Origin of the sequence: Sphingobium sp. CFD-2 (genome assembly GCF_024611135.1) — a bacterium.
Classification (GTDB): Bacteria; Pseudomonadota; Alphaproteobacteria; order Sphingomonadales; family Sphingomonadaceae; genus Sphingobium; species Sphingobium fuliginis.
Map to the genome: position 1 here is coordinate 170,082 of NZ_CP084406.1, position 17,139 is coordinate 187,220.

The 17,139-nt window shown below is 66.2% G+C and carries 17 protein-coding genes; 13 read left to right on the plus strand and 4 right to left on the minus strand.

What is annotated here, in order from left to right:
- The first annotated feature begins 71 nt into the window (after positions 1 to 71).
- Entirely contained in the window at positions 72 to 1,868 is a 1,797-nt protein-coding gene (locus tag LDB29_RS21050) for a fatty acyl-AMP ligase (RefSeq protein WP_257557612.1), read from the plus strand.
- A 292-nt stretch (positions 1,869 to 2,160) separates the two neighbouring features.
- Entirely contained in the window at positions 2,161 to 2,760 is a 600-nt protein-coding gene (locus LDB29_RS21055) for a hypothetical protein (protein WP_025549430.1), read from the plus strand.
- A gap of 18 nt (positions 2,761 to 2,778) precedes the next feature.
- On the opposite strand, the gene LDB29_RS21060 is transcribed toward LDB29_RS21055, so the two are convergent.
- The gene (locus LDB29_RS21060) at positions 2,779 to 3,681 is read right to left on the minus strand and encodes a LysR family transcriptional regulator (protein ID WP_044661042.1); all 903 of its coding nucleotides are present in this window, start codon (positions 3,679 to 3,681) and stop codon (positions 2,779 to 2,781) included.
- 84 nt (positions 3,682 to 3,765) lie between these two features.
- Between LDB29_RS21060 and LDB29_RS21065 the strand changes: the two genes are divergently transcribed.
- Together LDB29_RS21065 and LDB29_RS21070 are read left to right on the plus strand one after the other, a co-directional pair.
- Positions 3,766 to 4,476 (plus strand): CoA transferase subunit A, encoded by a 711-nt coding sequence (locus tag LDB29_RS21065; protein ID WP_140043106.1) that lies wholly within the window; start codon positions 3,766 to 3,768, stop codon positions 4,474 to 4,476.
- On the plus strand, positions 4,476 to 5,129 hold the full coding sequence (locus tag LDB29_RS21070) for a CoA transferase subunit B (RefSeq protein WP_044661041.1): 654 nt from the start codon (positions 4,476 to 4,478) through the stop codon (positions 5,127 to 5,129). The genes LDB29_RS21065 and LDB29_RS21070 overlap by 1 nt, the downstream gene beginning before the upstream one ends.
- 213 nt (positions 5,130 to 5,342) lie before the next feature.
- On the opposite strand, the gene LDB29_RS21075 is transcribed toward LDB29_RS21070, so the two are convergent.
- The 3 genes from LDB29_RS21075 to LDB29_RS21085 form a co-directional block, all read right to left on the minus strand.
- The gene (locus tag LDB29_RS21075) at positions 5,343 to 7,052 is read right to left on the minus strand and encodes an ATP-binding protein (protein ID WP_306812586.1); all 1,710 of its coding nucleotides are present in this window, start codon (positions 7,050 to 7,052) and stop codon (positions 5,343 to 5,345) included.
- Between the two features lie 193 nt (positions 7,053 to 7,245).
- Positions 7,246 to 8,406: an acetyl-CoA C-acetyltransferase gene (locus LDB29_RS21080; RefSeq protein ID WP_257557614.1), complete on the minus strand. Its 1,161-nt coding sequence runs from the start codon at positions 8,404 to 8,406 to the stop codon at positions 7,246 to 7,248.
- Positions 8,407 to 8,512: 106 nt separating this feature from the next.
- The gene (locus tag LDB29_RS21085; RefSeq protein WP_048575642.1) at positions 8,513 to 9,274 is read right to left on the minus strand and encodes an SDR family NAD(P)-dependent oxidoreductase; all 762 of its coding nucleotides are present in this window, start codon (positions 9,272 to 9,274) and stop codon (positions 8,513 to 8,515) included.
- Positions 9,275 to 9,374: 100 nt separating this feature from the next.
- Here LDB29_RS21085 and LDB29_RS21090 point away from each other — a divergent pair, with 100 nt between their 5' ends.
- The 9 genes from LDB29_RS21090 (at position 9,375) to LDB29_RS21130 (ending at position 17,089) form a co-directional block, all read left to right on the plus strand.
- Entirely contained in the window at positions 9,375 to 9,992 is a 618-nt protein-coding gene (locus tag LDB29_RS21090) for a TetR/AcrR family transcriptional regulator (protein WP_257557615.1), read from the plus strand.
- Between the two features lie 125 nt (positions 9,993 to 10,117).
- The gene (locus LDB29_RS21095; protein WP_257557616.1) at positions 10,118 to 10,327 is read left to right on the plus strand and encodes a TetR family transcriptional regulator; all 210 of its coding nucleotides are present in this window, start codon (positions 10,118 to 10,120) and stop codon (positions 10,325 to 10,327) included.
- A gap of 96 nt (positions 10,328 to 10,423) precedes the next feature.
- Positions 10,424 to 11,920, plus strand: a complete 1,497-nt coding sequence (gene istA, locus LDB29_RS21100) for an IS21 family transposase (RefSeq protein ID WP_082430708.1) — start codon at positions 10,424 to 10,426, stop codon at positions 11,918 to 11,920.
- Complete coding sequence (gene istB / locus LDB29_RS21105; protein ID WP_054944222.1) at positions 11,917 to 12,684, plus strand: IS21-like element helper ATPase IstB; 768 nt, start codon at positions 11,917 to 11,919, stop codon at positions 12,682 to 12,684. The genes istA and istB overlap by 4 nt, the downstream gene beginning before the upstream one ends.
- Positions 12,685 to 12,890: 206 nt before the next feature.
- Positions 12,891 to 13,331 carry a nuclear transport factor 2 family protein gene (locus LDB29_RS21110; protein ID WP_025549442.1) on the plus strand — a complete coding sequence of 147 codons (441 nt, stop codon included), beginning with the start codon at positions 12,891 to 12,893 and terminating at the stop codon, positions 13,329 to 13,331.
- Between the two features lie 25 nt (positions 13,332 to 13,356).
- Positions 13,357 to 14,085, plus strand: coding sequence for an SDR family NAD(P)-dependent oxidoreductase (locus LDB29_RS21115; protein ID WP_025549443.1), 729 nt, complete (start codon positions 13,357 to 13,359; stop codon positions 14,083 to 14,085).
- 19 nt (positions 14,086 to 14,104) lie between these two features.
- The gene (locus tag LDB29_RS21120) at positions 14,105 to 14,836 is read left to right on the plus strand and encodes a glucose 1-dehydrogenase (protein WP_257557620.1); all 732 of its coding nucleotides are present in this window, start codon (positions 14,105 to 14,107) and stop codon (positions 14,834 to 14,836) included.
- A 16-nt stretch (positions 14,837 to 14,852) separates the two neighbouring features.
- Complete coding sequence (locus LDB29_RS21125; protein ID WP_257557621.1) at positions 14,853 to 16,022, plus strand: acyl-CoA dehydrogenase family protein; 1,170 nt, start codon at positions 14,853 to 14,855, stop codon at positions 16,020 to 16,022.
- Complete coding sequence (locus LDB29_RS21130) at positions 16,019 to 17,089, plus strand: phosphotransferase (RefSeq protein WP_025549446.1); 1,071 nt, start codon at positions 16,019 to 16,021, stop codon at positions 17,087 to 17,089. Before LDB29_RS21125 ends, LDB29_RS21130 begins: the two co-directional genes overlap by 4 nt.
- The last annotated feature ends 50 nt before the right edge of the window (positions 17,090 to 17,139 follow it).

Genomic DNA, 17,139 nt, shown 5'->3' on the forward strand with positions numbered 1-17,139 from the left:
ATGCGGCATCAAAGGACTGGGCGTTTTCGCTCCATGTGAAAAGGCTCCAAAGCATCGGGTTCGCAAAAAAGATGCAGATAGACTTCAGCCGGTCGATCGTCGACATCGTACTGGACCATGGGAACAGCGTCCCGGACCGGCCGGCGCTGATATTCGACCAGGGCGACGGTCCGCAGAGCAGCCTGACCTATGCGCAGGTGGCGGCGCAGGTCGGGCAGCTTGCCGGCGCCATGGCGGCACGGGGGTTGGCGGCGGGGGGGTTGGCGGCGGGGGGGCTGGCCGGTCCCCGGATCGCCCTCCTCTTCTCGGCGGGGACCGACTTCGCGCTCGCGCTGCTTGCCTGCCTCGCGGTCGGCGGCGTCGCCATTCCGCTCGCCCCGGTCGGCCGGCGCAAGGCGCGGCTTCGGAATATCCTGAACATGCTGGACGACATCCGGCCCGACTGCATCCTGCTGGACGACAGCATGGCCGGCCTGTTCGGGGAGGAACTGTCCGCCGCCCTGTCCGCCGGCCCGGTGCGCTATCTGGAATTTGCCGCGCTCGCGGCGGTATCGCACGCCTTCTCGCCGCTGGCGCTCGCGCCGGACCGGCTCGCCGTGCTCCAGTTCACCTCCGGCACCACGTCGAACCCGAAGGGGGTGATGATCAGCCATGGCAACATCATCGCCAACGAGACGATGATCCGCGCCGCCTTCGGCCACGACCGGGATTCCCATTTCGTCGGCTGGGTGCCGCATTATCACGACCAGGGGCTGTTCGGGAACATCCTGCAACCGCTGTTCCTGGGCTCGACCTGCGTGATCACCTCGCCCGCCGCGTTCATCAACAGGCCGATGTCCTGGCTGCAACTCATTTCCCGTTATCGCGCGCATACCAGCGGCGGGCCCAATTTCGGCTACGACCTTTGCGTCGACCATGCCACGCGGCGGGGCATGCCGGACGGTCTCGACCTGTCGGGCTGGCGCGTCGCGTTCAACGGGGCGGAGCGGGTGCGGCCTGCCACGCTCGACCGCTTTGCCGAATGCTTTGCCGGTGCCGGTTTCGACAGGCGCGCCTTCCTGCCTTGCTATGGACTGGCTGAATCCACCCTCGTGACCATCGCGGTTCCGCCCCGGAGCGACCCCATCGTCAAGAGCTACGACAGCCGCGCTCTCGCGGCAGGTCGGGCGGTGGAGAGCGCCGGCGGGGACGCCGTGCTGGACCTCGCCTGCTGCGGCCCCGCCATGGCCGGGGCGGAGGCGCGGATCGTCGATCCCGAAAGCGGCGAGGCGCTGCCCGATGGCGCGGTGGGCGAAATCTGGCTGCGCGGCCCGCACATCACCGCCGGCTATATCGACAATCCCGCCGCGACGGAGGCGAGCTTCGGCCGGCTGGACGAAGGCGGGCCGTTCCTGCGCACCGGCGATCTCGGCTTTTCCACGGCCGATGGATTTTTCATCGTCAGCCGCCTCAAGGACCTGATCATCGTCCGGGGCCGCAACCATGCGCCCAGCGATGTCGAACAGATCTGGTCGGAACTTTCCGGCACGGTGGGACAGGCAAGCGCCGCCGCCGTGGAGATCGAGATGGGCGATGCGCAGCATATCGTCCTGATCGCGGAGATGAAGCGCGACGACGCCCGGTCCCTGTCGGACGAGAAACTCCAGGACCTTGCCGCCCGGCTGCGCGCCACGGCCATGGAGCGGCTGGAACTGGCCATCACCGATCTGGTGATGGTGCCCGCCAGCGCGATCCCCCGCACGACCAGCGGCAAGGTGCAGCGCAAGCAGGCCGGCAGGATGCTGATGGACGGGGAATTGACGGTGCTGGGCATGGCGGGACCGCTGGCGCAGGCGTTCGCGCCGTCCGGGCAAAGGGCATCCGCCTGAGTTCGTCCTGACAGGGTGGAACGCGGTTCGGCCCGACAGGTGAAACCCTGAGGGCCGGGATCGGCCGGCGTCCGCCCGGCCGTCTCCCGCATCGGCATCCGCGCGAAGGCGCGACCTGCGTCCGATTGAACGCGGCGCTCTGGCTGACGGTCGGCACAGCGGAAGGTCGTCGCGGCAATGGCTGCGCCGTTCGCCCGCGCCAGGCCCGACTCGTTCCTTGATGCCCTGGCCCCGGAAGCGTAAATTGCACGGCGGTCGGGGGCGTGGCCGCCGAAGCGGAGAGGATGGACCGATGATTCGCCTGTCATTGCCGATGCGCTCTGCCATCCCCCTGCTGCTGGCGGCGAGCGCGGGTCCCGCCCTTGCCCAATCGACGATCCTTCCCGAAGGCATGGCCATCCAACTGGAAACCCGACAGGAGATTTCCTCCAAATCCGCCCGCGTCGGCGACAGGATCGAACTGGCCGTGGCCAAGCCCGTGACGATCGGCGGCGTGACGCTCATCCCCGCCGGCAGCCCGGCGGTGGGGGAAGTGAGCCGCGTCAGGGACAATGGCCTGCTCGGCCGCTCGGGCAAGCTCGACATCAAGGTCAGCACGGTCAGGGCGGGCGGGATGGACGTGCCGGTGCGCGGCCAGCGCAATTCCCAGGGCAAGTCCGGCACCCTGGGCGCGGTGGGCGCGGGCATCGTCTTCCTGCCGCTGGCGGTGATCGTCCGCGGAAAGGACGTCAAGCTGCCCGCCGGCACGCTGTTCGAGGTCTATGTCGACAAGGAGGTTTCCCTGGGATCGGGCGTGGCTCCGGGCGGCCCGGCCGCCGCCACTCCGGCCGAAAGCCGCGACATGCCCGGCAGCATAAGGACCGTCGATCCCAATCAGGCGCTGGGTTCCTGAAGCCCGTCCCGGCAGCGGTCAGCCCTCGCCCTCCGGCCCCAGCCGCAGCGCGCTCGCCTGCTCGAAAATGGCGGCGATCACCGGATCATTGTCCGAAATACGCCTGGCCACATGAAACTCGATGGGCGACAGGGCCGGCATGCCCTCCAGTTTCACAAGGGCTCCGCTCATCAGGTCGGCGCGGGCCATGGGTTCCGGGAAGATGCCGATCCCGCCACCCGCCTTGGCGATGTCGATCATCATCCGCGCATTGTTGCACAGGTTGAGCGATTTACGGGCGATCTGCGAAGCGGCGATCGCGTCGCGCATTCGCCCATAGATCGGGGAATGGCTGGCCAGCGACCAGATCGGAATGGTGCGGTCCGCCGCATCGCCGTGGAATGACGCGGCAATGGCGGGACTGGCGAGCCAGACCAGGCTCACCCCGCCGATGGGACGCGACTGGAGCGCCGGATGCGCGATCGGCCCGGCCGCGAAGGAAATATCGGCGCGCCCGACCAGCAATTGCTGGATCAGGTTGGCGGTCAGGTCGATTTCCAGTTCCAGGCTGACATGCGGCATTGCCCCCTTCAATTGCGACACGAAGTCCGGAAGGCAGCTTGCCGCGGCGATTTCGCCTGCGCCGATGCGGACCACGCCGCTCGCTTCCGCCAATCCGCCGCAGCGCAGCAGCATGCTCTGCAGATCGCTCCAGAGAGGTCCGCAATCGCGCACCAGTTGCCGCCCGGCGGGGGTGAAGGACATGGTCCGGCCTTCGCGGCGGAACAGCCGGGCGCCCAGATGGCTCTCCAGTTCCCTTACCCGCGCCGAAATTGCCGGCTGGGTGGTGTTCAACCGCTCCGCCGCCGCAGCGAACGTGCCGAGCCGGTCGATCCAGAGCAGGGTTTCCAGATGGAAGAGGCCAATGCGATTGATAGACATGGCTTTTGGCTAAAGCAAAAAACAAATCATTAGAAATGATAATTGGCCTCCGCCAGAATGGCGATCCGAAGGAGAGGCATGCTTATGGTCAAAAAGCTTTATTCGGATGCGGCGAGTGCGTTGGAGGGTTTGCTGTTCGACGGCATGCATCTGTGCGCTGGCGGGTTCGGGCTGTGCGGGATACCCGAGCGGCTGATCGATGCGATCCGGGATTCGGGGGTCAGGGATCTGACCATCGCCTCCAACAATGCGGGGATCGATGGCGAGGGGCTGGGCAAGCTGCTGCGCACGCGTCAGGTCAGGAAGATGATCTCCAGCTATGTGGGCGAGAACAAGGAGTTCGAGCGGCAATATCTGGCCGGGGAGCTGGAGGTGGAGTTCTGCCCGCAGGGCACGCTGGCCGAACGCTGCCGGGCGGGCGGCGCGGGCATTCCGGGCTTCTACACCAGGACGGGCGTGGGCACGGCGGTGGCCGAGGGCAAGGAAGTGAAGAGCTTCGACGGGCAGGATTATATATTGGAGCGCGGCATCTTCGCCGATGTGGCGGTCATCAAGGGCTGGAAGGCCGATGAGAGCGGCAACCTCATCTTCCGCAAGACGGCGCGCAACTTCAACCAGCCCATGGCGACGGCGGCGAAGATCTGCGTCGCGGAAGTGGAGGAGGTGGTGCCCACCGGCAGCCTCGACCCCGATGCGATCCATCTGCCCGGCATCTACGTCAAGCGCATGATCGTCGGAGCGCCTTACGACAAGAAAATCGAATTCCGCACCGTCCGCCAGAGGGAGGCCGCATAATGGCATGGACTCGTGACGAAATGGCCGCGCGGGCGGCGAAGGAATTGCAGGACGGTTTCTACGTGAACCTGGGCATCGGCATCCCGACGCTGGTGGCGAACCACATTCCCGACGGCGTGGAAGTGACGCTGCAGTCGGAGAACGGCATGCTGGGCATCGGCCCCTTCCCCTATGAGGGGGAGGAGGATGCCGACCTGATCAATGCGGGCAAGCAGACGATCAGCGAATTGCCGCAGAGCTGCTATTTTTCCAGCGCCGACAGCTTCGCGATGATCCGGGGCGGGCATATCGACCTGACCGTGCTGGGCGCGATGGAGGTTTCGGAACATGGCGACATCGCCAACTGGATGATCCCGGGCAAGATGATCAAGGGCATGGGCGGCGCGATGGACCTGGTCGCGGGCGTCAAGAAGATCATCGTCGTCATGGAACACACGTCCAAGGACGGCAGTCCCAAGTTCATCCCGGCCTGCACCCTGCCGCTGACCGGCAGGAATGTGGTCGACATGATCGTCACCGACCTTTGCGTGTTCCAGCGGCCCGACCATGACAGCCCGTTCCGCCTCATCGAATGCGCGCCGGGCGTCACGGCGGAGGAAGTCGCCGCCAAGACCAGTGCGCATTACACGGTGGACGTCGCTCAACCGGCCTGAGGAAAGAGGGCGAGGCCCGTCCCGTCAAGGGCCTCGCCGCCTCAGGCATGAAAGCGAATGCGCCCTGGGTCGCGTCTTCCGATCCACGGCAAAGTCATCCTTTTCAGGGATGGCCTGAATAGAGTGAAGCGAAGCGCCACAGGACATATCCGGGCCAGGCCGGCGCCAAGCTTTTCTCCGCAGAGGGGCCATGACCCCGAAACAGGATGCGGATCAGGCTGCCTGCGCCCGCGCCGCGGCTATGCAGGCCTGCAAGTGATTATGCCGGAAGGGCTTGGACAGGCGCGTGATGTCGGGCGCGATCAGGTCCACCCCCTCATAGCCCGATATGATCAGCAACGCGATGTGCGGATGATCGGCCCGCAGGCGCAGCGCCAGTTCCACCCCCGTCATGCCCGGCATGATATGGTCGGTGATCAGGATGTCCGGCCGGTCGCCGGATTCGATCATGCTGAGCGCGCGTTCGGCCCGATCGGTGTCCACCACCTCATAGCCCATGTCGATCAGCATCTCCCGCGTGCTGTTCCGGACGAGATCGTTGTCGTCCACCAGCAGCACCTTGCCCGAACGCTCTTTCGGCCCCTCCTCGACTGCTGGGGAAGCCGCCTTCACGGTAGGCGCCCGCTCGACGGGCAGCCATAGCCGGACGCTGGTGCCCTGTCCCACGGCGCTGTCGATCTCCACCGTGCCGCCAAGCTGGGCGGCAAGGCCGTGGACCATGGAAAGGCCAAGCCCCGTGCCATGGCCGGACGGCTTGGTCGTGAAGAAGGGCTCCATGGCCGCCGCCTTGACCGCCGGGGTCATGCCGGTGCCGGTGTCGCTGACGGTCAGGCAGACATAGGGACCGGGCGTCAGCGCGGCGGGCAGGCGGCTTTGGCGCGCCTGTGCCTTTATGCTGAGCGCGCCGCCGTCGGGCATGGCGTCGCGGCCGTTGACGGCCAGGTTGAGCAGCGCGACCTCAAGCTGATGGGCGTCCGCGCGCACCGGGGGCACCATCGGCTGGAGATCGACCGACAGCGCGATCCGCGGTCCCAGCGTGCTGGTCAGCAAGGCCTGCATCCCGCCAAGCAGGTCCGACAGGTCGACCGCCTTTGCGGTCAGGGGCTGGCGGCGGGCAAAGGTCAAGAGCCGCTGCACCAGCGTCTGCGCGCTCTCCGCCGCCTGCATCGCGATGGTCGCATGCCGCTCGATCGATTCGGGCGTCCGCTTGCCCGACAGGATCAGGTCCAGCCCGCCGACGATCGGCATCAGCAGATTGTTGAAGTCATGGGCGACATGGCCCGTCAACTGGCCGAGCATGTCCAGCTTCTGGACCTGGCGCAGGCTGTCCTGCGACCGCTCCAGTTCCGTGGTGCGTTCCCGGACGCGGCGTTCGAGCTGGTCGTTCAGCGCTTCCAGCGACGCGAACAGCCGCCCGTTCTCCAGCGCGGTGGACGCGGCGCGGGCCAGCGCCTCCAGCAGCGCGATCTCATTGTCGGTGGGCTGCGCGAATTCGGACCAATAGGCGCCCAGAGCGGCCATGGGTTCGATGCGGCCGATCGGCACCATCACCATCGACCGCACGAATGTGGTGCGATAGGCCTCCACCGGCACGCGGGGATCGTCGAAGACGTCCGGGATCACCGCCGTCCGATGATGCTCCATCGCCCATCCGGACACGCAACTCGATGCCGGGAAGCGCTGTCCCGCCCAGAGCGGTTCCATCGAATCTTCAGCGATATAATGACACTGGTCCTCGTCGCGCAGGACGACCGCGATGCCGTCCGCCCCCACCGCGCGGCGCGCAAAGGCCCGCAGGACATTTATGATCGCTTCCATCGACCGCGCGCCGGCCAGCGCCTCCATGGCTTCGGCGGCTATGGTCCATCGTGCCGCCAGCGCCTTTTGTTCGGCACCCCGTTCGCTTGCCAATTTCCTATCCATCGACAACCTTCTGCATCGGAACCGCGCGTCTTTCTAACATCGGACGGCGTCGATCACAAAGCGATTATGATCAATGGCTTAGAGGCGGCCTGGGTTTGCGGCCCGTCAACTCATCCTTAACCCTGTTCATCCGCCGGTCCGCCGGCGCGGGTGCCGGGCGCGCAAGCCCGCGACGCCCGCTCCGCAGGAACCGTCACAATGCCTCGACGATGGTCACATTGGCGATGCCGCCGCCTTCACACATAGCTTGCAGCCCATAGCGCTTGCCCCGCGCCCTCAATCCATGGACAAGGGTCGCCATCAGCTTCGTCCCGCTCGCGCCGAGAGGGTGGCCCAGCGCGATCGCACCGCCATGGACGTTCAGCTTGCCCGGATCGGCGCCCAGCACCTTCAGCCAGGCCATGGGAATGGAAGCGAAAGCTTCGTTCACTTCGAACAGGTCGATCTCGTCCAGGCCCAGCCCCGCCCGGCGCAGCGCCCTTTCCGTGGCCGCAATCGGTTCCTCCAGCATGATGACGGGGTCGCCCGCCGTCACCGTCAGATTATGGATGCGCGCCAGCGGCCTCAGGTCGAACCGCTTCAGCGCCTCCTCATTCGCGACCAGCACGGCGGAGGCGCCATCGGTCATCTGGCTCGCATTGCCAGCGGTGATCGTGCCGCCTTCGGTCAGCGTCTTCAGCCCGGCCAGCGCCTCCATCGATCCATTGGCGCGCACGCCCTCATCCTGCGCGAAGCGGCCGTCCGGCGTGTCGACCGGCACGATCTCGCGCTCGAAAGCGCCCGCGGCGATGGCCGCCGCGGCCTTGCGATGGCTCTCCAGCGCGTAGGCGTCCATGTGTTCGCGGCTGAAGCCATATTTGTCGGCAATCGCCTGCCCGCCATGGTACTGGCTGAACTCGTCGACGCCGTAGCGCTCGCGGATGCTGGCGGGCCATGGACCTTCCCCAATTCCCGCCTGCGCATGCAGATTGAAGTTGGAGCCCATCGGCACGCGCGTCATGCTTTCCACGCCGGCCGCGATCACCAGGTCCTGCGTGCCGGACATCACCGCCTGCGCCGCGAAATGCAGCGCCTGCTGCGACGATCCGCACTGCCGGTCGATGGTGACGGCGGGAACGCTGTCGGGCAGTTTCGACGCCAGCACGACATTGCGGCCGAAGGCGAAGGATTGTTCGCCGCCCTGCGTGACGCAGCCCAATATGACATCCTCGACCGCGGCGGGATCGATGCCGCTGCGGTCGACCAATGCGTTCAGCACCACGGCGCCCAGATCCGCCGGATGAACGCCCGACAGCGCCCCCTTGCGCTTGCCGCCGGCAGTGCGCAGCGCCTCGACAATATAGGCTTCGGCCATTTTCAGCTTCCTTCGACATGAGGAGGAGCGGCGGACCGAACCGGTTCCCCGCTCCAGAAGGCGGCAGGCGCGCGCGTGGAACCAGCGCTTCGCCTGCCGGGGCCGCTCAACGCGGCGCCATTCGGATCGCGCCGTCCAGTCGGATGACCTCGCCGTTCAGCATGGGATTGGCGATGATGCTGTCCACGAGCTGCGCATATTCGTCGGGCTTCCCAAGGCGGCTGGGATGCGGCACCTGCGCGCCCAGCGCATCCTGCACATGCTGGGGGAACGCCTCCAGCATGGGCGTCAGGAAGATACCCGGCGCAATGGTCATCACACGGATCTTGTGCTGCGCCAGGTCGCGGGCGATGGGCAGGGTCATGCCGACGACGCCGCCCTTGGAGGCGCTATAGGCGGCCTGGCCAATCTGGCCGTCGAACGCCGCAACCGACGCCGTGTTGACGATGACGCCCCGCTCACCCTCGATCTCGTCCGCCTTCGCCAGGGAAGCCGCGAAGCGGGCGATCATGCAGAATGTCCCGATCAGGTTCACTTCGACGGTCCGCCTGAACACGTCCAGCGGATGGGGCGCATGCTCCTTGCCGACGGTCTTGATCGCCGGCGCGATCCCCGCGCAGTTGACCAGGATGCGGGCGACGCCGTGCAGCGCCTCGGCCTGTTCGAACGCTGCCGCGACGGCGCCCTCGTCCGTCACGTCGACCTTCATGAACTGGCCGCCAATGGCGTCGGCATGGGCCGTCCCCAATTCGGCGTTCAGGTCGAACAGCGTCACCCTGGCGCCGCCCCGGGCCAGACGCGCGGCGGTGGCGCCGCCCAATCCCGACGCGCCGCCGGTGACGATGGCAGCCATTCCCTTCAGATCCATTTCAGCCTCCGGAAACTCATGAGTGACTCATGCACTTTTGGGTGTATTGCGTCGCGCCGGGTTTCCTGTCAACGCTCCGCTGGAGAAAAAGAGGACATTGATGCACGCCGCTTCACCATTTCGCACCCCCGCCCAGAAAGAAGCCGAGCGCCTTGCCAAGCGGGAGGCCGTGCTGCGCGCGGCGGTGCGGATGTTCAACGAACGCGGGTTTCACGCGACGTCGCTGGACGACGTCGCCGCCAGCCTGGGCATATCCAAGCGCACCATCTACCACTATCTGGCCAACAAGGATCAGGTGCTGCTGGAATGCGTCACCATCGGCCTGCAGCAATTGCTGGAAGCGGCCGATCAGGCCCGGCGGGAGCCCGGCGACGGCCGCCATCGGCTGACGCGCTTCCTGCGCCGCTATGCCGAGGTCAACATGGACGATTTCGGGCGATGCGTGATCCGGACCGGGGACGAAGTGCTCTCGCCGGAAAGCCGGCCGCGCTATCGCGCGCTGAAGCGGGAGATCGACGATGCCTTGCGCAGATTGATCGAAGACGCCGTTGCCGATGGTTCGATCGCGCGGATCGACGTGAAGATGGCTGCTTTCGCGCTGGCGGGGGCGCTCAACTGGCCGGGGCGCTGGTACGATCCGGAAGGGGCGATGCCGGCCGGGACCGTGGCGGAAAAGCTGGTCGACATTCTGGTTTCGGGACTCGATCCGCGCGATTGACTTGGGTAGAGCGTGCGCGAAGGCGGCTTGCCCTCCTTCCAACGTCGATCCCGATCACGGCGGCAGGGCAGGATGCCGGGGGACACGGGCACGCTTCCGCTTCACGGCTGCAATTTGGAGGCTCAATGGCAGAGACAAACCGCAAAAAGGCCCCGGACGAAAGCGCCGCCGCGAAACAGCCCGGACAGCGGCGGAAGACCAACCGGCGCGAACAGCAGCGGTCCGTCGAAACGCGGCAGGCGATATTGGAGGCGGCGCTCAACGAATTTGCCGAGCGCGGGTTCGACGGCAGCAGCGTGCGCCGCATCGGGGTGAGAACGGCGGTGCAAAATTAGACCACGGTGGCGGCGGCGAAGTGCTGCTGCGGGCGGCGTAAAAGTCGTCCACTTTGCCTTCTTTGCGCGAGCAGGGAGGGCGTGGAGATATATACCGTGGATCTTTACCTGAAGGTGCGTCTTGCTTGCGCGGGCGGCATGAGCCAGCGTGAGGCGGCGAAGCATTTCAACGTATCGCGCGACACGGTCCGCAAGATGCTGTCGTATTCGGAGCCCCCCGGTTACCGCCGGACGGCGGCGGTGCGGCGGCCCAAGCTGGAAGCGTTCGTTCCGATCATCGATGCATGGCTTGATGGTGACCGTCAGGTTCCGCGCAAGCAGCGTCATACGGCGAAGCGGGTATTTGACCGCCTTCGCGAAGAGCACGGTTTCACCGGCGGCTACACGATCATCAAGGATTACATCCGACAGCGCGAGCAGCGCAGCCGGGAGATGTTCGTGCCGCTGGCGCATGCGCCCGGCCATGCCCAGGCAGATTTTGGTGAGGCCATGGTCGAGATCGGCGGTGTTGTGCAGAAGGCGCATTTCTTCGTGCTCGATCTACCGCACAGCGACGCCTGCTACGTGCGCGCCTATCCCGCTGCCGTTGCCGAGGCATGGATGGACGGCCACGTGCACGCCTTCGCGTTTTTCGGCGCGGTGCCGCTGTCGATCGTCTACGATAACGACCGCTGCCTGGTCTCGAAGATCCTGCCCGACGGCACGAGGCAGCGCGCCCGGCTGTTCAGCGGCTTCCTGTCGCATTACCTGATCCGCGATCGTTACGGCCGTCCCGGCAGGGGGAACGACAAAGGCAGTGTTGAAGGGCTGGTCGGTTATGCTCGCCGCAACTTCATGGTGCCGATCCCCCGGTTCGCGACGTGGGAGGCGTTCAACCTGTGGCTCGAGGAGCAATGCCGCAAGCGTCAGAACGACCGGCTGCGGGGCGAGAGCGAGACGATCGGCGAGAGGCTGAAGCGCGATCTGGCGGCGATGCAGGAACTGCCGGCTGCCCCGTTCGAGGCTTGTGACCAGACCAGCGGCCAGGTCTCGTCGCAGGCGCTGGTGCGTTACCGGACCAATGATTACTCGGTGCCGGTGCGCTTCGGCCATCAGGAGGTATGGATCCGGGGCTATGTCGGCGAGGTGGTGATCGGCTGCCGGGGCGAGGTCATTGCCCGTCATGTGCGCAGCTACGAGCGCGAGGACGTGATCTTCGATCCCATCCATTACCTTCCCCTGATCGAACAGAAGATCAATGCGCTCGATCAGGCAGCGCCCCTGCAAGGCTGGCACCTGCCCGAAGCGTTTGCAACGCTGCGCCGCCTCATGGAAGCTCGTATGGGCAAGCATGGTCGGCGCGAGTATGTGCAGGTGCTGCGTCTGCTGGAGAGCTTCACGCTTGCCGATCTGCATGCGGCCGTAAAGCAGGCTCTCGATATCGGGGCGATCGGCTTTGATGCCGTGAAGCATCTCCTGCTGTGCCGGGTGGAGCGCCGACCACCCCGATTGGACATGGCGATCTATCCCTATCTGCCCAGAGCCAGGGTGGAGACGACATCGGCGCGCTCCTACATGCAGTTGCTCTCGGGCGATGCGAAGGATGCGGCATGAGCAGTCCGTCCCCCGAGCTGTTACTGGCCAGCCACCTCAAGACGCTCAAGCTACCAACCTTCCTGCGCGAGCATGACAAGCTGGCCCGGCGATGCGCGGCCGAGGGCGCAGATCACGTCCGCTACCTTGCCCGGCTTGTCGAACTGGAGCTGATCGACCGGGAACGCCGGATGGTCGAGCGCCGGATCAAGGCTGCGAAGTTCCCGGCCGCCAAGAGCCTCGACAGCTTCGACTTTGCCGCGATCCCCAAGCTCAACAAGATGCAGGTGCTGGAACTGGCACGCTGCGACTGGATCAACCGCCGCGAGAACGTCATAGCCCTTGGTCCCTCGGGAACCGGCAAGACCCATGTGGCGATCGGCCTCGGCCTTGCCGCCTGCCAGAAGGGCCTGACGGTCGGCTTCACCACCGCGTCCGCGCTGGTCAGCGCGATGATGGAGGCACGCGACGAACGCCGCCTTCTGCGCCTCCACAAGCAAATGGCCGGATACAAGCTCCTCATCATCGATGAACTGGGGTTCGTGCCGCTCTCGAAAACCGGCGCGGAACTGCTGTTCGAGCTGATCTCGCAGCGTTACGAGCGCGGCTCGACGCTGATCACCAGCAACTTGCCGTTCGACGAGTGGACCGAAACGTTCGGCTCCGAGCGCCTGACAGGCGCGCTCCTCGACCGGCTTACCCACCACGTCTCCATACTCGAGATGAACGGAGAGAGCTATCGTCTGGCCCAAAGCCAGGCGCGCAAGGCACGCTCCAACCCCTGACAGAAAAGACCATCCGTGTGTTGGCGACCCCCACTCGGGCTACGCCCTCGCGGCGCTCGCCAGCACACGGATCACCCGGCCTGATTTTGCGCCGCCCAATGGCCGACTTTTACTCCGCCGTTGACAGGCGGAGACGCGTGAGATATTGGCGCTGAAGGGCGGCGACAATGTCACCTTCTAGAGCAATCGACAGGGAGGGAGAGCCCATGGCCGAGCAGCAGGACCATTCGCCCCGCATCATGGCGGTGATCGACTATTTCCGGCGGGGCGACGCGGGTCGGCCCGACATGCTCGACGGGTTCACCGACGATTTCGAATTTTTCTTTCCCAAATTCGGCATCGGCCGGGGTCGCGATGACTTCATGGCCTTCGCCGCCGGCCTTGTGGGTTCGTTCAAGGCGTTCGGGCACGATATTGACGGGCTGCGCTTCATCGAGAGCGGCGACAGCGTGGTGGTCGAAGGCACCACGCGCGGCGAAGACAGGGAAGGCGCGACATGGGAAGGCGGCACGACGCCGGGCGGGCGCTTTTGCAGCGTCTTCGAATTTCGCGGCGCGCTGATCGCCCGCATGCACATCTATCTCGACCCCGATTACACCAGCCGGGACGAGGCGCGGTTCCTGTGGGGCAAGGACCGGCGCTGGTGATCGCCATGAAGGAGGAGAGGTTCGCATGAGCAGGCTGCAAGGCAAGGTCGCCCTGATCACGGGCGCGGCAAGCGGCCAGGGCGCGGCGGAAGCGCGGCTGTTCGCGGCGGAGGGCGCGAAGGTGGTCGTCACCGACCTCAACGAAGCCGGAGCGGCGGTCGCCGCCGAACTGGGAGCCAACGGTCATTTCGTTCGCCATGACGTGGCGGAACAGGCCGATTGGGCGCGGGTCGTGCGCGAGGCGGAGGAGCGCTTCGGGAAGATCGACATTCTGGTCAACAATGCGGGCGTCTACAAGCCCGCGCCCTTGCTGGAGACGGACGCCGCGCTGTGGGACCTGCACTATCGCGTCAATCAGCTCAGCGTCTTCCTGGGGATGCGCGCCGCCGCGGAGGCGATGGCGAAGACCGGCGGCGGCGCCATCGTCAACATCTCGTCGGGCGCGGGCCTGGGCAATGTTCCCGGCATCTTCGCCTATGCCACCAGCAAATGGGCCGTGCGCGGCATGAGCAAGCTGGCGGCGTCGGAACTCGCGCCGCTCGGCATCCGCGTCAATTCGATCCATCCCGGCATCATCGACACGCCGATGCTGGGCGAGAACACGCCCGAACGGCTGAAATTCTACGAGGACATGATCCCCATGAAGCGCATCGGAACCACCGACGAGGTGGCCCGGCTGGTGCTGTTCCTCGCCTCCGACGAGGCGAGCTACGTCACCGGCGCGGAAATCACCGTCGACGGCGGGATCGGCTGAAGGATCGAAAGGACATCATATGTGGCGGTTGCAGGGCAAGGTTGCCATCATCACCGGCGGGGGGCGCGGCATCGGCCGCGCCACCGCGGAACTCTTCGCCCGCGAGGGCGCGCAGGTTCATGTCACCGACGTCAACCCGCCCGACGCGCCCTATGACGATCCGGCGATCCGCTTTTCCATCATGGACGTCGCGAACGAAGGGCAATGGGCGGAGCTGGTGGAGGGCATCGTGGCGCGTCATGGCGCCGTCGACATCCTCGTCAACAATGCGGGCATCGGCGGGTCGCAACTGCCGCTTGCCGATGAGAATCTGGCCGACTGGGACCGGGTGATCGCGGTCAACCAGACCGGCGTCTTCCTGGGCATGCGCGCCGTGCTGCCGGGCATGCGCGCCAAAAGGGCGGGGTCGATCGTCAATTTCTCGTCGATCTGGGGGATCGCGGCGGTCCCCGGCGCGGCCGCCTATCATGCGTCCAAGGCGGCCGTCCGGCACCTGACCAAACATGCCGCCGTCACCTATGCGCCGGACAATGTGCGGGTGAACTCGATCCATCCCGGCATCATCGCCACCCCCATGGTGCTGGAGGATCAGGCGGAGGAAACCAGCGCCGGGGTGGTGGCGGCGACGCCGCTGGGACGCATGGGCCAGCCGATCGAACTGGCCAATGGCGTGCTGTTCCTCGCCAGCGACGAATCCAGCTTCATGACCGGCGCCGAACTGGTGATCGATGGCGGCTATCTTGCGCAGTGACGCGGCTATCGCATCCATGACGCGGGATAGTCTGGACGAACTGCTCGCGCGAACGGACGCCTTCATCCGCGACGTGGTGATCCCCTTCGAAACCGACCCCCGGATCGGCGGTCACGGCCCATCGGACGCGCTGGTCGAGGATTTGCGGGCGCGGGCGCGCCATGCCGGCCTCATCGCCCCCCATCTGCCGCCGGAACTGGGCGGACAGGGGCTGGACCATGCCGCGACGGCGCGGCTGTTCCGGTCGGCCGGCTATTCGCCGCTCGGACCGCTGGCGATGAACCTGGCGGCCCCGGACGAGGGCAATATGCACCTCCTCGCCCGCGTGGCCACCCCGGCGCAGATCGACCGCTTCCTCCGGCCGCTTGCCGCCGGGACGACGCGGTCGGCCTTCCTGATGACCGAACCGGCGGACGAGGATGGGGCCGGTTCCGACCCCTCGATGCTCAGGACCGTGGCGCGCCCCGATGGCGACCATTGGATCATCGACGGGCGCAAGAGCTTCGCGACAGGCGCGCAGGGCGCTGCCTTCTCGATCGTCATGGCGCGCACGGGGGAGTCGGCCACCATGTTCCTTGTCGACATGGACAGCCCCGGCATCAAGGTCGAGCGGCTGCTCGACACCATCGATGGGACCATGCCCGGCGGCCATGCCGTCGTGCGGCTCGACGGCGTGCGGGTGCCCGCGACCCGGATACTCGGGGAGGTCGATCAGGGCTTCCGCTACGCGCAGGTGCGTCTGGCGCCCGCGCGCCTCACCCATTGCATGCGCTGGTGGGGCAGCGCGAGGCGCGCGCACGACATCGCCCGCGGCTATGCCGTCAAGCGACAGGCCTTCGGCAAGCCGCTGATCGACCATGAGGGCGTGGGCTTCATGCTGGCGGACAATCTGATCGACCTGAAACAGTCGGAACTGATGATCGACTGGTGCGCGGGCGTGCTGGACTCCGGCGCGCCCGGCATCATCGAAAGCTCGATGACGAAGGTGGCGGTATCCGAAGCGCTGTGGCGGATCGCGGACCGCTGCGTGCAGGTCATGGGCGGGACCGGGGTGAGCGGCGACACGGTGGTAGAGCAGATATTCCGCGAAATCCGGGCCTTCCGCATCTATGACGGACCTACGGAGGTGCACAAATGGTCGCTCGCCAAGGCCATCGGGCGCGCCCATCCGGGGGACGTGCCATGAGCACCGGTGAAGCGGAAAACGCCGGCACCGTCGCCGTTCGGGAGGCGCACCGGTTCGATGAAGCCGGTCTGGCGCGATGGATGGCGGATCATGTCGATGGCTATTCGGGACCGCTCCGCGTCGAACAGTTCAGGGGCGGGCAGAGCAATCCCACCTACAAGCTCGTCACGCCAGGTCGCCACTATGTGCTGCGCCGCAAGCCGCCGGGCCGGCTGGTAAAGGGCGCGCATGCCGTCGAGCGGGAGGCGCGCGTGCTGTCCGCGCTGGGATCGGCGGGATTTCCGGTCGCCCATGTCCATGCCCTCTGCGTCGACGAAGGGGTCATCGGCACCCCCTTCTATGTCATGGACATGGTCGAGGGGCGGATATTCTGGGACGCCAGCTTCCCGCAGGTCGCCAGCCATGACCGCCCTGCCTATTTCGACGCGATGAACGAGACGCTGGCCCGGCTGCACAGCCTGGATTATGCAGCGATCGGACTGGCCGACTATGGCCGCCCCGGCAATTATTTCCAGCGTCAGATCGACCGCTGGTCCAGGCAATATCTGGAGGATGCCGATGCCGGGCGGGACCGGAACATGGACCGGCTGGTCGAATGGCTGCCGGCGCATATTCCGCCGGACGACCAGACGTCGATCGTCCATGGCGACTTCCGTTGCGACAATATGATCTTCCACCCCACCGAACCCCGCGTCCTGGCGGTGCTCGACTGGGAATTGTCGACGCTCGGCCATCCGCTCGCGGACTTCGCCTATCATGCGATGATGTACCGGATGCCGCCCCACATCGTCGCGGGACTGGGCGGCATGGATATCGCCGCGCTCAACATTCCCACCGAGGCGGAGTATGTGGCCTCCTATTGCCGCCGGACCGGACGGCAGGCGATCCCCGATCATGATTTCCACGTCGCCTTCAACTTCTTCCGGCTGGCGGCGATCTTCCACGGCATCAAGGGCAGGGCGCTGCGCGGCACCGCCGCCTCGGCCCAGGCGCGCGAACGGGCGAACGCGTTCCCGGAACTGGCCGAACTCGCCTGGATGCAGGCGGAAAGGGCGGCGGCAGGGTGACGCGCCGGGCGATCGTTCCGGATATGGCAACGATGCTTTGAGGAAATGGG

Coding starts and splice junctions, on each gene's coding strand:
- LDB29_RS21050 (WP_257557612.1), top strand. CDS start 72: ATGCAGATAGACTTCAGCCGGTCGATCGTCGACATCGTACTGGACCAT.
- LDB29_RS21055 (WP_025549430.1), top strand. CDS start 2,161: ATGATTCGCCTGTCATTGCCGATGCGCTCTGCCATCCCCCTGCTGCTG.
- LDB29_RS21060 (WP_044661042.1), bottom strand. CDS start 3,681: ATGTCTATCAATCGCATTGGCCTCTTCCATCTGGAAACCCTGCTCTGG.
- LDB29_RS21065 (WP_140043106.1), top strand. CDS start 3,766: ATGGTCAAAAAGCTTTATTCGGATGCGGCGAGTGCGTTGGAGGGTTTG.
- LDB29_RS21070 (WP_044661041.1), top strand. CDS start 4,476: ATGGCATGGACTCGTGACGAAATGGCCGCGCGGGCGGCGAAGGAATTG.
- LDB29_RS21075 (WP_306812586.1), bottom strand. CDS start 7,052: ATGGATAGGAAATTGGCAAGCGAACGGGGTGCCGAACAAAAGGCGCTG.
- LDB29_RS21080 (WP_257557614.1), bottom strand. CDS start 8,406: ATGGCCGAAGCCTATATTGTCGAGGCGCTGCGCACTGCCGGCGGCAAG.
- LDB29_RS21085 (WP_048575642.1), bottom strand. CDS start 9,274: ATGGATCTGAAGGGAATGGCTGCCATCGTCACCGGCGGCGCGTCGGGA.
- LDB29_RS21090 (WP_257557615.1), top strand. CDS start 9,375: ATGCACGCCGCTTCACCATTTCGCACCCCCGCCCAGAAAGAAGCCGAG.
- LDB29_RS21095 (WP_257557616.1), top strand. CDS start 10,118: ATGGCAGAGACAAACCGCAAAAAGGCCCCGGACGAAAGCGCCGCCGCG.
- istB (WP_054944222.1), top strand. CDS start 11,917: ATGAGCAGTCCGTCCCCCGAGCTGTTACTGGCCAGCCACCTCAAGACG.
- LDB29_RS21110 (WP_025549442.1), top strand. CDS start 12,891: ATGGCCGAGCAGCAGGACCATTCGCCCCGCATCATGGCGGTGATCGAC.
- LDB29_RS21115 (WP_025549443.1), top strand. CDS start 13,357: ATGAGCAGGCTGCAAGGCAAGGTCGCCCTGATCACGGGCGCGGCAAGC.
- LDB29_RS21120 (WP_257557620.1), top strand. CDS start 14,105: ATGTGGCGGTTGCAGGGCAAGGTTGCCATCATCACCGGCGGGGGGCGC.
- LDB29_RS21125 (WP_257557621.1), top strand. CDS start 14,853: ATGACGCGGGATAGTCTGGACGAACTGCTCGCGCGAACGGACGCCTTC.
- LDB29_RS21130 (WP_025549446.1), top strand. CDS start 16,019: ATGAGCACCGGTGAAGCGGAAAACGCCGGCACCGTCGCCGTTCGGGAG.